Consider the following 13,443-nt stretch of genomic DNA (forward strand, 5'->3'; position numbering starts at 1 on the left):
TCCGGGTTCGGCTCAGGCGCCGAGCAGGTTCTTGCGACGCTCGACCAGGCGCATCACCATCGGGGTGAAGATCAATTGCATGGCGAGCTCCATCTTTCCTCCGGGCACCACGAGCGTGTTGGCGCGCGACATGAACGAGTCGTGCAGCATCGACAGCAGGTACGGGAAGTCGAAGCCGCGCGGGTTCGCGAAGCGGATGACGACGAGGCTCTCATCGGCCGTGGGGATGGTGCGTGCCACGAACGGGTCCGAGGTGTCCACCACCGGCACGCGCTGGAAGTTGATGTGGGTGCGCGTGAACTGCGGGCAGATGTAGTGCACGTACTCGTGCATGCGACGCAGGATCACGTCGGTGACGGCCTCGGTGCTGTAGCCGCGAGTGCTGCGGTCACGTTCGATCTTCTGGATCCACTCGAGGTTGATGACCGGCACCACACCGATCAGCAGGTCGGCGAAGCGGGCGACATCCACGCTCTGTGTGGTCACGCCGCCGTGCAGGCCCTCGTAGAACAGCAGATCACTGGCGGGCAGCGGCTGCCACGGCGTGAAGGTGCCCGGCGACTGACCGAAGGGCCGTGCCTCCACTTCGTTGTGAAGGTACTTCCGGCTCTGGCCGGTGCCGCTTTCGGCGTAGCTGGCGAACAACTGCTCCAGCTCGGCGAAGAGATTGGCGTCTTCGCCGAAGTGACTGAAGTGCGGCTTTCCTTCGGCTTCGGCCGTTGCCATGGCCTGCTTCATCGCCTGGCGGTCGTAGCGATGGAAGCTGTCGCCCTCGACGACCGCGGCCTCGACGCCTTCTCGCCGAAAGATGTTCTCGAAGGTCCGGGTCACCGACGTGGTGCCCGCGCCGGACGAACCGGTGATGGCAATGACGGGATGCTTGACTGACATGCTCGATGCTCGCTGGTTGGGTTTGCGGGTCAGGTGATGGCGAACAGGCCGCGACTGCCGAACAACGGCGAGCCGAAGGATGGCGGCGCATCACCCTTGTGGTAGCTCTCGATGCGGACGACTTCCTGCGCCGATCCGAAGATGAAGCCGATGCGTTGATGCAGCGCGTCGGGCTGCACATCCAGCAGGCGCGAACGTCCGGTGCTGGCGGCGCCGCCCGCCTGCTCCACCAGGAACGAGATCGGGTTGGCTTCGTACAGCAGTCGCAGCCGCCCCTCGCGCGCTGGGTCCTTCGAGTCGCGCGGGTAGAGAAACACGCCGCCGCGCATGAGAATGCGATGCGCCTCGGCCACGAGCGAAGCAATCCAGCGCATGTTGAAATCGGCGCCGCGCGGACCGGCCAGCCCCGCCATGCATTCATCGACGTAGCGCTTGACGGCCGGCTCCCAGAAACGCGCGTTGGACGCATTGATCGCGAATTCGCGCGTGTGCTCCGGGATCTTCAGGTCTGGGTGGCTCAGGACCCATTCGCCCAGCTGCGGGTCAAGCGTGAAGGCGTGGGTGCCCCTGCCCAAGGTCAGGACCAGCATGGTCGACGGACCATAGATCGCGTAGCCCGCGCACACCTGGCGCGTTCCGGGCTGCAGGAAATCGTCCGGCGCGGGATCCTGTCCCGGCGACTCCGCCCGCAGCACCGAAAAGATGCTGCCCACCGACACATTGACGTCGATGTTCGAGGAACCGTCGAGCGGATCGAACAGCAGCAGGTACTTGCCGCGCGGATGTTCGGGCGGCAGTGCATACGGCGCTTCCATTTCTTCCGACGCCATGCCAGCCAGGTGACCACCCCACTCGTTCGCGCGAAGGAACACGGCGTTGCTCAGCACATCGAGCGTCTTCTGATCCTCACCCTGCACATTGCCCGTGCCGGCACTGCCCAGAACGCCGCCCAACGCGCCGTACGCCACCTTTCGGGCGATGGCCTTGCAGGCGAGCGACACGTCCGTGACGAGCGCATTCAGATCCCCGGTCGCTTCCGGAAATCTTCGACGTTCCTCGATGAGGAACTGGGTGAGGGTGGACTTTCCTCCGGTGGGCATGGTGCATTTCTCCTGGTTTCTTCGTATCGGACTCGGCGCGTTTCAGCCTCGGGCCAGCAGCGCGATCAGGTCGGTCGGCGTGTCGAGGTGCCAGCGCGCCGCAACCTCTCCGGATGCAGGCTGGCCATAACCCCATCGGACCCACGCGGCGGGGCAACCGGCCGCGGACGCGGCCATCACATCGCTGTGCGCATCGCCCACCATCAACATGTCGCCGGGCGCCACATCGAGTGCCCGCGCGGCCTGCTCGATCAGCAGGGGCGAGGGTTTGCGCTGCGCGGCCTCGTCGGCCCCGTGCACGCTGTCGAATAGATGCAGCAACCCTGCCCCCTCCAGCACGACGCGTGCCAGCAAGGTCGGCTTGTTGGTCACCACCGCCAGCGGACGGCTGATGACGAGTTCGGTCAGCAGTTCCTCAATGCCGGGGAAGACCGAACAGTCGGCGAACGGCGCCTCCAGCGTGACGGCGTCGAAGCTGCGGCGCACACAGCCGGCCAGCCAGGTCATGTAGACGTCGGGGAGATTGCAGGTGTCCAGTGCGCGTGCGATGAGCGCGTCCGGGCCGTCACCGATCCACGCGCGAACGGTGGACACGTCGAAGGGAGGCAGCGCGGCGTCGGCCAGCGCGGCATTCAGCGCCTTGGCAACGCCTCCCGCAGTGTCGACCAGGGTGCCGTCGAGATCGAAGGCAACGGCGCGGATGGCGCCATGACCGTGAATGACCGTCATGCCGCACCCTCCTGCGTTGGCGCGCAGCGCGTCGTCTCCGCCCGGATCGCGGCGATCGCGCCGCGGTAGTCCGTCTTGCCGAAGACGGCCGATCCGGCTACCAGCGTGTCGGCACCGGCCTCGGCGACGCGGCGCGCATTCGCGGCGTTGATGCCCCCGTCGACTTCCAGCCAGACCTCGCGCCCGCAGACGTCGATCTTCTTTCGAACGGCCGAGATCTTGGGCAGCACCGTCTCGATGAAAGACTGGCCGCCGAAGCCCGGGTTGACCGACATCAGCAGCACCAGGTCCAGTTCGTCCAGCACATGGTCCAGCACTTGCAGCGGCGTCGCCGGATTGAGCGCCAGGCCGGCCTTGATGCCGAAGGACCGGATCAGCCGCACCGTCCGGTCGACGTGCTCGCTGGCCTCGGGATGAAAGGAGATGATCGATGCCCCCGCCTCGGCGAACAGCGGCACCAGCGCGTCGACCGGCTTGACCATCAGGTGAACGTCGATCGGCACCGACTCGTTTCCGCGGCGGCAACGGCTTCGGATGGCCTGGCACACCATCGGGCCGATGGTGAGGTTGGGCACGTAGTGGTTGTCCATCACATCGAAATGGATGAGGTCGGCGCCGGCCTCGATGACGGTCTCGACCTCCTCGCCCAGCCGCGCGAAGTCGGCCGCAAGCAGGCTGGGCGCGATGCGAACGATCCCGTTCATGGCGCGCTCCCTTCATACAGCAGCGTCAGTGATGACTTCTGGCGGGGTGCTGCGAGCGAGGCCATTTCGTCGAATGTCAGCCACGCCGCATCGCGCAGTCGATCGCCGGGTTCGCCCTCGAGCGGCTGTGCCGGATCGCCCAAGCTCGGCAGCACGAGTGCGGCGCCCTCGAAGTCGGAACCCTCCGTCCAGAAGGTCGGCGTCACGACCGTCCACAGCCCCGCGGCACAGGCCGAGTGCAGACCGTTCGTGGAGTCCTCGATGGCCACCGCGCACTCGGGTCCGATTCCGAGGTTGGCCAGCGCCAGCCTGTAGATGTCGGGTGCCGGCTTCTTGTGGTGGATCTGGTCGCCACAGGCGATGACGCTGAACAAGTCGAGCCCGCGCGGGCCGTACGCCGAGTGCAGGAGCGCGTCGACGTTGGCAGCGCTCGTCGTGCTTGCGATTCCCAGGCGGCAGCCTGAATCCAACGCTTCATGGATCAGGCGCTCGACGCCGGGCCGCAGGCGCACGCCGCCGTCGCGGACGATGCCGGTGTAGACACGGGTCTTGTCTGCGTGCAGCGCGGGCACGCGTTCGAGCAGCCGTCGGCGCTCGCCGTCGAATATCGGCAATGCATCGATGTAGCTTCGGATGCGTTCCTTGCCGCCGGTCACTTCAAGAAGCCGCCGGTAGTCCTCGGGCTGCCAGCGCCAGCCGAGCCCTTCGCGTTCGAACGCCACGTTGAAGGCGATGCGATGCGCCTCCTCAGTGTCGGCCAGCGTACCGTCGACATCGAACAGCAGAACGTCAATGGCCATCTCGTTCTCCATCGGTTGCGCCATCGCCGAACACGCGGCTGGCCAGGACGTCTTCCGCTGCAAGGGTGCGCAGCTGGTCGGGGTTGAGTGTGGTCTTGAGGCCGAACAGGCGCGTGGCGTGCCGCAACCGGATCCGGTCGAGCGCGTTGCGGATCGAGCGCGCATTCGCGAAGTGCGGCTGCTGGCGACGCCGGCCCACATAGCGGCTGAATGCCGAGGCCGCCGGATCGTCGAAGCGGTAGTTCAGCTGCTCCAGCATCAGCTGGGCGATCCGCATCAACTCGTCCTCGCTGTAGTCCGGAAAATCGATGTGGTGGGCGATGCGCGACGCCATCCCCGGATTGCTGCCGAAGAACGAATCCATGCGGTCCCGGTAGCCGGCAAGGATCACCACCAGGTCATCGCGGTTGTTCTCCATGGTCTGCAGCAGGATCTCGATCGACTCCTGGCCGTAGTCACGCTCGTTCTCCGGCTTGTAGAGGTAGTAGGCCTCGTCGATGAAGAGCACGCCGCCCATCGCCTTCTTCACGATCTCCTTGGTCTTGGGCGCCGTGTGGCCGATGAATTGACCCACCAGGTCGTCTCTCGTGACGGCCACGAGATGGCCCTTGCGCACATAGCCCAGTTGCTTGAGCACTTCGGCCATGCGCAACGCCACCGTAGTCTTGCCGGTGCCAGGGTTGCCGGTGAAGCACATGTGCAGCGAAGGCGGCGTGGATTGCAGGCCGATCTCGGCGCGCAGCCGGTCGATCAACAGCAGCGCCGCGATGTCATGGATGCGCGACTTGACGGGCGCCAGGCCGATCAGCTCGGCATCGAGCCTGTCGAGCACGGCGCGTGCGCCGGAGGCTTCCATGAGCCTTCCGGGGTCGCGGTCGGAGGAGATGTCCATGGCGGTGGGTCGGATTCAGCGATTCAGTAGCGCTTGCCTTCGGGCTGCGCCTGGACCGTGTAGCTCTCGATGCTGTAGCGCACCGTTCGGCCGGCCTCTTCGGTGCGGATCAGGCGAAAACCGGGCTCGTCACTCGGCCGGTTGACGATGAATGACAGCGCCACCGATTCGGTGCCGTGCGCCGAGTCGAACGCCGCGATGCGGATGTAGTGCCGCGGGAAGGCCTTCCGGCAATCGGCCAGTTCCGCCATGATTCCCGCCGCATCGCGCAGATCGAACATAGGATTGCCGAACATCTCCCAGTAGGTGTTGCGGGGATGCGGGTCGTCCGTGTATTCGAGTCCGATAGCCCAGCCCTTCGACAGGCAGTGCGCGACCTGGCAGGTGATCTGCTCGTCACTCAGGTCGGGAAGAAAGGAAAAGGCGCCTTGCGTGATTCGCATTCGTTGCTCCAGGGTGGAAGGGGGTTTGGTTGGAGAGCCTGGACGTCAGGCCACCGACGCCGTGGTGGCGTAGTCCGACGTATCCGTCGAGGCGTAGTTGAAAGTGATCTCGCCCCAGGTATCGAGCGCCGCCTGCAGCGGCGAGCACCAGCGGGCGGCATCGCGAAGGATCTGCGGTCCTTCGTTCTCGATGTCCCGCCCCTCGTTGCGGGCCAGCACCATCGCCTCCAGCGCCACTCGATTTGCGGTCGCACCAGCCTGGATGCCCTGCGGGTGGCCGATCGTGCCGCCGCCGAACTGAAGCACCACGTCGTCGCCGAACAGATGCAGGAGCTGATGCATCTGCCCGGCATGGATGCCGCCGGATGCAACCGGCATGACCTTCTTCAGCGCGCCCCAGTCCTGATCGAAGAAGATGCCGCGCGCCAGATCGACCCGCGTGTGCGTGTCCCGGCAGATGTTGTAGTAGCCCTGCACCGTCATCGGATCGCCTTCGAGCTTGCCGACGGCGGTTCCGGTGTGCAGGTGGTCAACCCCCGCCAGCCTCAGCCACTTGGCGACCACCCTGAAGCTCACGCCGTGGTTCTTCTGCCGGGTGTAGGTTCCGTGGCCAGCACGGTGCATGTGCAGCATCATGTCGTTCTGTCGGCACCAATGGCTCATCGACTGGATGGCGGTCCAGCCGACCACCAAGTCGACCATCACGATCACCGAGCCAAGTTCCTTCGCGAACTCGGCCCGCCGGTACATCTCTTCCATCGTGCCGGCGGTGACGTTGAGGTAGCTGCCCTTCACTTCCCCGGTGGCCGCGCTCGCCTTGTTGACGGCATCCATCACGCAAAGGAAGCGGTCTCGCCAATGCATGAAGGGCTGCGAATTGATGTTCTCGTCGTCCTTCATGAAGTCAAGGCCGCCCTTCAGGCCCTCGTAGACCACGCGGCCATAGTTGCGTCCCGACAGGCCAAGCTTGGGCTTGGTGGTGGCGCCGAGCAACGGCCGGCCGAACTTGTCGAGGCGCTCGCGCTCGACCACGATGCCGGTCGGCGGACCGGCGAAGGTCTTCACGTAGGCCACCGGGAACTTCATGTCCTCCAGGCGCGCCGCCTTCAACGGCTTGAAGCTGAAGACGTTGCCGATAATCGAGGCCGTCACGTTGGCGATCGATCCCTCCTCGAACAGCGAAAGGTCGTAGGCCACGTAGCAGAAGTACTGGCCGGGGTTGTTCGGCACGGGATCGATGCGGTACGCCTTGGCGCGGTACATGTCGCAGGCCGTGAGGCGGTCCGTCCACACGACGGTCCAAGTGGCCGTGCTCGACTCGCCGGCCACTGCGGCGGCGGCTTCGATCGGGTCGACGCCGTCCTGGGGCGTGATGCGAAAAAGCGCGAGCACGTCGGTCGCCTTTGGCTCGTAGTCGCCGTCCCAATAGCCCATCTGGGCATACTTCAGGACGCCTGCGGTGTAGCGCTTGACGCTGTCGGTGATCTGCTTCGGCTCGGTCATCTGTCCCATGGGGTTCTCCGTGTCAGGTTGCTCGCTGGTGTGTGAGGAACCCAATGTACGAACCAACGATCATTTGTAATAGTTAATAATTTTGCGAAATACATTTGCAATGACTAATGATTAAGAACGCGACATTCAGGCAGCTGGCAGCCTTGCATTCGGTGGCCCGTCTCGGCAGCGTTTCGCGTGCGGCGAGCGAGCTGCATCTCACGCAGCCCGCGGTCTCCATTCAGATCAAGCTGCTCGAGGAGAGCGCCGGCACGCCGCTGGTCGAACGCGTCGGCCGTGGCGTGCGGCTCACCGACGCGGGCGAACTGCTGGCCGGCTACGCGGCCCGAATCCTCGATCTGTGGCGCGAAGCCGGCGACGAGATGTCGACCCAGCGCGGGGGCATCTCCGGCACCCTTCGCGTGGGTGCGGTGACCACGGCGGAATACCTGCTGCCGCCGCTGCTGGTGGCCTTTGCCGACGGACGGTCCGAAGTCGAGATCAAGCTCAGGGTCGGCAATCGAAACGAGATCGTCCACATGTTGGCGGGCCAGGAGATCGACATCGCGATCATGGGCCGTCCCCCGGCCGAGATGAAGACGACCGCCCTCCCCTTTGCCAAGCATCCGATGGCCTTCCTGGCCTCGCCGGCGCACCCGCTCATGGCGCGGCACAAATTGACCGTCGCCGATCTCGCCGGCGTCAAGCTGCTGGTGCGCGAGCGTGGCTCCGGCACGCGCACGACGATCGAGACGCTCTTCAAGGAGGCCGGGCTGCCGCTGCGCGCGGGCTCCGAACTGTCGAGCAACGAAGCCATCAAGCAGATGTGCGCCGCGGGCTTCGGCGTGGCCTTTCTCTCGATGCACACCTGTCGCCTGGAACTCGAAGCCGGCATGCTCGCCCTGCTGCCGATGACCCCGAATCCGATCGAGCGCGACTGGTACGCCATGCATCTGACGACGCGGCGGTTGCCGCAACTGGCAGCGGCCTTCATGCAGTTCCTCCGAGACCACGGCCAGCGGCTGATCCTGGCGCAGCTCCGGCCGATGCCGCGGACGCCGGAAAAGCCCGCCCGGAAGGTGGCACGCTCAAGGTAGCTGCCGCAGGTCTTCCGCGTTTGCCGCCCCTCGCGGCGCAGGGGTGGAAACGAATCTTCCAGTGCGGCATGAAAACTGGAAGGAAGGCGTCACCTCGGGTCCGCGCCGCTGCGGAGGGCGTCCGCGAGCGTCCTCTTTTTTCCAATCGAATCAAGCACTTGCCGTGAGCTGCACGGGGTTTTCCCGCGCTTGCACGAAGTTGGTCCGCGAGTTGCAAAGACGTAGCGCCGCTCACCACATTCGCCGCCAAGGCAAGGAGACACGATGGAAACGTTCTACGACGTCATGCGACGTCAGGGCATCTCGCGCCGCAGCCTGCTCAAGTACTGCTCGCTCACCGCCACGTCGCTCGGCCTCGGCCCGGCCTTCGTGCCGCAGATCGCCCATGCCATGGAGACCAAGCCGCGCACGCCGGTGCTGTGGCTGCACGGCCTCGAATGCACCTGCTGCTCGGAATCGTTCATCCGCTCGGCGCACCCGCTGGCCAAGGACGTGGTGCTATCGATGATCTCGCTCGATTACGACGACACGCTGATGGCCGCCGCCGGCCACCAGGCCGAGGCGATCCTCGAGGAGATCATGAAGAAGTACAAGGGGAACTACATCCTCGCGGTGGAGGGCAACCCGCCGCTCAACCAGGACGGCATGAGCTGCATCATCGGCGGCAAGCCCTTCATCGACCAACTCAAGCACGTCGCCAAGGACGCCAAGGCGATCATCAGCTGGGGCTCGTGCGCAAGCTGGGGTTGCGTGCAGGCCGCCAAGCCGAACCCGACCCAGGCCACGCCGATCCACAAGGTGATCTTCGACAAGCCGATCATCAAGGTGCCCGGCTGCCCGCCGATCGCCGAGGTCATGACCGGCGTGATCACCTACATGCTGACCTTCGACCGCATCCCTGAACTCGACCGCCAGGGCCGCCCGAAGATGTTCTACAGCCAGCGCATCCACGACAAGTGCTACCGCCGCCCGCACTTCGACGCCGGCCAGTTCGTCGAGGCCTGGGACGACGAATCGGCACGCAAGGGCTACTGCCTCTACAAGGTCGGTTGCAAGGGCCCGACCACCTACAACGCCTGCTCGACGGTGCAGTGGAACGAGGGCACGAGCTTCCCGATCAAGGCCGGCCACGGCTGCATCGGCTGCTCGGAAGACGGCTTCTGGGACAAGGGCTCGTTCTACAACCGCCTGACCGACATCCACCAGTTCGGCATCGAGGCCAATGCCGACCGGATCGGTGCCACGGCCGCAGGCGTGGTCGGGGCGGCAGCGGTCGCGCATGCCGCCGCATCGGCCATCAAGCGGGCCGCACAGCACAAGGCCGAAAGCAAGACGGCCGACACCGCCGAACGATGAAGAATTCGATGCCCCAACGGCAAGGACCACAACAATGAGTGCATACGAGACACAAGGCTTCAAGATGGACGATACGGGTCGCCGTATCGTGGTGGATCCGGTCACGCGGATCGAAGGTCACATGCGCTGCGAAGTGAATGTCGACAGCGACAACGTCATTCGCAACGCGGTGTCGACCGGCACGATGTGGCGCGGGCTCGAGGTCATCCTGAAGGGCCGCGACCCCCGCGATGCCTGGGCCTTCGTCGAGCGCATCTGCGGCGTGTGCACCGGTTGCCATGCGCTCGCCTCGGTGCGCGCGGTCGAGGATGCGCTTGGCATCACGATCCCGAAGAACGCCTACCTGATCCGGGAGATCATGGCCAAGACGCTGCAGGAGCACGACCATGCGGTGCACTTCTACCACCTGCATGCGCTCGACTGGGTCGACGTGGTGTCCGCACTGAAGGCCGATCCGAAGAAGACCTCGGAGCTGCAGCAGACCGTGTCCCCATCGCATCCGATGTCGTCGCCGGGCTATTTCCGCGACATCCAGAACCGGCTCAAGAAGTTCGTCGAGAGCGGCCAGCTCGGCCCGTTCATGAACGGCTACTGGGGCAGCAAGGCCTACGTGCTGCCGCCCGAGGCCAACCTGATGGCGGTGACGCACTACCTCGAGGCACTCGACCTGCAGAAGGAGTGGGTCAAGGTCCACACCATCTTCGGCGGCAAGAACCCGCACCCCAACTACCTGGTGGGCGGCGTGCCCTGCGCCATCAACATCGACAAGGACGGCGCCGCGGGCGCGCCCGTCAACATGGAGCGGCTGAACTTCATCGAGGCGCGCATCCGGGAAATGATCGAGTTCAACAACAACGTCTACATCCCCGACGTGCTGGCGATCGGCACCATCTACAAGCAGGCCGGCTGGCTCTACGGCGGCGGCCTCGCCGCCACCAACGTGATGGACTACGGCACGTACGAGAAGGTGATGGGCGACCACGGGACCCAGCAACTGCCCGGTGGCGCGATCCTGGGCGGCAATTGGGACGAGATCCTCCCGGTGGACCCGCGCGACCCGGCGCAGGTGCAGGAGTTCGTCAACCACAGCTGGTACAAGTACGCCGACGAGTCGAAGGGGCTGCACCCGTGGGACGGCGTGACCGAACCCAAGTACGAGCTCGGCGCCAGGACCAAGGGCACGCGAACGAACATCGAGCAACTGGACGAAAGCGCGAAGTACTCGTGGATCAAGTCGCCGCGCTGGCGCGGCCACGCGATGGAGGTCGGTCCCCTGTCGCGCTACATCCTCGGCTACGCGCACGCGCTGAAGGGCCATCCCCACTGCCAACGGGTGAAGGAGCAGGTCGACCGGTCCGCCGCGATCATCAACAAGGATTTCCCGCAGGCGCTGGGCATGCCGCAGACGCAGTTCACCGTGAAGCAGTTGCTGCCCACGACCATCGGCCGGACGCTGGCGCGCGCGCTCGAGGCACAGTACTGTGCCGAGATGATGCTCGACGACTTCAACGAACTGGTGGCCAACATCAAGGCCGGCGACACCAGCACGGCCAACGTCGAGAAATGGGACCCGTCCACCTGGCCGAAGGAGGCCAAGGGCGTCGGCACCGTCGCCGCGCCGCGCGGCGCGCTCGGCCACTGGATCCGCATCAAGGACGGCCGCATCGAGAACTACCAGTGCGTGGTGCCGACCACCTGGAACGGCAGCCCGCGAGACACCAAGGGCCAGATCGGCGCCTTCGAGGCGAGCCTGATGAACACGCCGATGGCCAACCCGGAGCAGCCGGTCGAGATCCTGCGCACGCTGCACTCGTTCGACCCGTGCCTCGCCTGCTCGACCCACGTGATGAGCCCGGACGGCCGGGAACTCACCAGCGTCACCGTGCGCTGAATCACCCCCCAAGAACGGAGACAAGCACATGCAGATCCAGACAGCACGCAGCACCCGCGCTCGGGTGTCGGTGGCCAAGGCCCTGGCCGCGGCCTTCGCGCTCGCGCTCGCCTCGGCCGCGCAGGCCCATCCCGGCCACGGCACCGAAGGCTTTGCCGCCGGGCTTGCACACCCGCTCGGCGGCTACGATCATCTGCTCGCCATGGTCGCGGTGGGAATGTGGTCGGTGGTCGCGCTGCCGAAGGGCTGGCGCGCCGCAGGTCCGGCGGCATTCCTCGCGACGCTGCTGCTGGGCGCCGGGCTGGCCATCCGCGGCATCGGATTGCCGGCGGTCGAGGCGGGCGTCGCGCTGAGCGTGGTCGCGCTCGCGGCGTTGCTGCTGGGCGCCCGGCGCATCGCACCGATGGCCGGCCTGGCACTGGTCGCGCTCGCCGGGGTGCTGCACGGCCATGCACACGGCGGTGAATTGGCCGGCGGCCATTCGTTCATGGCCTACGCGGCCGGTTTCCTGCTGGCGTCGACGCTGCTGCACGCCGTGGGCCTCGGGGCCGGCGCCGCGCTGCAGCGGCTGCCGGCCTGGGCCTGGCGCACGGCGACCGCGCTGATCGGCGGCAGCGGGCTACTGATGCTCGCGGCGCGCCTCTGACGCCGGCGCGCACACCATTCCGGGACCCAGCCATGAATACAACCTCCTCCCCCGTCGCCCCGGCCCGCGCCGGCGACGACAGCACCGTGGCGCACGGCCGGTCGATCAAGTCGGTCTATGTGTACGAGGCACCGGTGCGCATCTGGCACTGGATCAACGCGCTCGCGATCACGGTGCTGGCCATCACCGGCTATTTCATCGGCTCTCCGCTGCCGACCCAGCCTGGCGAGGCCAGCGCGAACTTCCTGATGGGCTACATCCGCTTTGCGCATTTCGCGGCCGGCTACTTGCTGGCGGTCGGGCTGCTCGGGCGCATCTACTGGGCCGTCGTCGGCAACCACCACGCGCGCGAGCTGTTCTGGGTGCCGATCTTCCAGCGCGTCTACTGGCTGGAGATCTGGGGCATGGTGAAGTGGTACGCGTTCGTCAGCGCGCGACCCGGGCGCTACGTGGGCCACAACCCGCTGGCGCGTTTCGCGATGTTTTTCGGCTTCCTCCTGCTGATTGTCTTCATGATCGTCACCGGCTTCGCGCTGTATGCGGAAGGCGCCCAGCGCGGCTCTTGGCAGGACCGTCTCTTCGGCTGGGTCGTCCCCCTGTTCGGGCAGTCGCAGGATGTGCACACCTGGCACCACCTCGGCATGTGGGGGCTGATCGTGTTCGTGATCCTGCATGTGTACGCCGCGATCCGGGAGGACATCATGGGCCGCTCCAGCGTGGTCAGCACGATGATCTCCGGCCATCGCACGTTCAAGGACTGAGCACATGTCGCAGGATGAATCCATTTGCGTGCTCGGCATCGGCAACGTGCTGTGGGCCGACGAGGGATTCGGCGTGCGCTGTGTCGAAGCCCTGCAGCAACGCTGGGAGTTCGCACCGCATGTGGCGCTGATCGATGGTGGCACGCAGGGCCTCTACCTGATTCAGCACATCCAGCAGGCCAGCCGCCTGCTGATCTTCGACGCTATCGACTACGGCCTGGCGCCCGGCACGCTCAAGCTGATCGAGGACGACGAAGTGCCTCGCTTCATGGGCGCCAAGAAGATGAGCCTTCACCAGACCGGGTTCCAGGAAGTGCTCCTGCTGGCGCAACTCACCGAGCGCTATCCACGGCACGTGCTGCTCGTCGGCTGCCAGCCCGAGGAGCTGGACGACTACGGCGGCAGCCTGCGCCCGACCGTGAGACTTGCGATGGAGGATGCCCTCGCGCTCGGCGTCGACGCACTGCGGCGCTGGGGTGCCGCCCCGAGACCGCGCAGGCAGCCGCTGGACGGTTCCGAAGCCGTGACCTTCCGCCAGCTCGACCTCGGGCGCTACGAGGCCGGACGACCGGCCGAGGACGCTGCCTGCCGCCGCGGCGACGAACGCTTCCTGCCGGCGCCAGCGCGGCAGGAAGCCTGAGC

At 66.0% G+C, this 13,443-nt stretch carries 14 protein-coding genes; 6 read left to right on the forward strand and 8 right to left on the reverse strand.

Annotated features, from left to right (window positions below; genetic code table 11):
- Nucleotides 1–12: 12 nt before the first annotated feature.
- The 8 genes from AC1DYK_RS15285 to AC1DYK_RS15320 are packed head-to-tail and all read right to left on the reverse strand — an operon-like array spanning nt 13 to nt 7,071.
- A complete protein-coding gene (locus AC1DYK_RS15285; protein WP_478167105.1) occupies nt 13–891 on the reverse strand; it encodes a phosphoribulokinase in 879 nt (292 codons plus the stop codon).
- A 29-nt stretch (nt 892–920) separates the two neighbouring features.
- Nucleotides 921–1,991 (reverse strand): class 1 fructose-bisphosphatase, encoded by a 1,071-nt coding sequence (locus AC1DYK_RS15290; protein WP_478167106.1) that lies wholly within the window; start codon nt 1,989–1,991, stop codon nt 921–923.
- Nucleotides 1,992–2,033: 42 nt separating this feature from the next.
- A complete protein-coding gene (locus AC1DYK_RS15295) occupies nt 2,034–2,720 on the reverse strand; it encodes an HAD family hydrolase (RefSeq protein ID WP_478167107.1) in 687 nt (228 codons plus the stop codon).
- Entirely contained in the window at nt 2,717–3,424 is a 708-nt protein-coding gene (rpe, locus tag AC1DYK_RS15300) for a ribulose-phosphate 3-epimerase (protein WP_478167108.1), read from the reverse strand. Before rpe ends, AC1DYK_RS15295 begins: the two co-directional genes overlap by 4 nt.
- Entirely contained in the window at nt 3,421–4,224 is an 804-nt protein-coding gene (locus AC1DYK_RS15305) for an HAD-IA family hydrolase (RefSeq protein ID WP_478167109.1), read from the reverse strand. Before AC1DYK_RS15305 ends, rpe begins: the two co-directional genes overlap by 4 nt.
- On the reverse strand, nt 4,214–5,116 hold the full coding sequence (gene cbbX, locus AC1DYK_RS15310) for a CbbX protein (RefSeq protein ID WP_478167110.1): 903 nt from the start codon (nt 5,114–5,116) through the stop codon (nt 4,214–4,216). The genes AC1DYK_RS15305 and cbbX overlap by 11 nt, the downstream gene beginning before the upstream one ends.
- Nucleotides 5,117–5,139: 23 nt before the next feature.
- The gene (locus tag AC1DYK_RS15315; protein WP_478167111.1) at nt 5,140–5,559 is read right to left on the reverse strand and encodes a ribulose bisphosphate carboxylase small subunit; all 420 of its coding nucleotides are present in this window, start codon (nt 5,557–5,559) and stop codon (nt 5,140–5,142) included.
- Nucleotides 5,560–5,604: 45 nt separating this feature from the next.
- On the reverse strand, nt 5,605–7,071 hold the full coding sequence (locus AC1DYK_RS15320) for a form I ribulose bisphosphate carboxylase large subunit (protein WP_478167112.1): 1,467 nt from the start codon (nt 7,069–7,071) through the stop codon (nt 5,605–5,607).
- Nucleotides 7,072–7,178: 107 nt separating this feature from the next.
- On the opposite strand from AC1DYK_RS15320, the gene AC1DYK_RS15325 reads away from it, so the two are divergent.
- The 6 genes from AC1DYK_RS15325 (at nt 7,179) to AC1DYK_RS15350 (ending at nt 13,441) form a co-directional block, all read left to right on the forward strand.
- Nucleotides 7,179–8,147, forward strand: a complete 969-nt coding sequence (locus tag AC1DYK_RS15325; RefSeq protein ID WP_478167113.1) for a LysR family transcriptional regulator — start codon at nt 7,179–7,181, stop codon at nt 8,145–8,147.
- Nucleotides 8,148–8,411: 264 nt separating this feature from the next.
- The gene (locus tag AC1DYK_RS15330) at nt 8,412–9,503 is read left to right on the forward strand and encodes a hydrogenase small subunit (protein WP_478167114.1); all 1,092 of its coding nucleotides are present in this window, start codon (nt 8,412–8,414) and stop codon (nt 9,501–9,503) included.
- Nucleotides 9,504–9,537: 34 nt separating this feature from the next.
- The gene (locus tag AC1DYK_RS15335) at nt 9,538–11,394 is read left to right on the forward strand and encodes a nickel-dependent hydrogenase large subunit (RefSeq protein WP_478167115.1); all 1,857 of its coding nucleotides are present in this window, start codon (nt 9,538–9,540) and stop codon (nt 11,392–11,394) included.
- A 28-nt stretch (nt 11,395–11,422) separates the two neighbouring features.
- Nucleotides 11,423–12,040 carry a HupE/UreJ family protein gene (locus AC1DYK_RS15340; RefSeq protein ID WP_478167116.1) on the forward strand — a complete coding sequence of 206 codons (618 nt, stop codon included), beginning with the start codon at nt 11,423–11,425 and terminating at the stop codon, nt 12,038–12,040.
- A 32-nt stretch (nt 12,041–12,072) separates the two neighbouring features.
- Nucleotides 12,073–12,801 carry a Ni/Fe-hydrogenase, b-type cytochrome subunit gene (cybH, locus tag AC1DYK_RS15345; protein ID WP_478167117.1) on the forward strand — a complete coding sequence of 243 codons (729 nt, stop codon included), beginning with the start codon at nt 12,073–12,075 and terminating at the stop codon, nt 12,799–12,801.
- 4 nt (nt 12,802–12,805) lie between these two features.
- On the forward strand, nt 12,806–13,441 hold the full coding sequence (locus AC1DYK_RS15350; RefSeq protein ID WP_478167118.1) for a HyaD/HybD family hydrogenase maturation endopeptidase: 636 nt from the start codon (nt 12,806–12,808) through the stop codon (nt 13,439–13,441).
- Nucleotides 13,442–13,443 lie beyond the last annotated feature (2 nt).

This window comes from Variovorax sp. P2_H12, assembly GCF_056403395.1.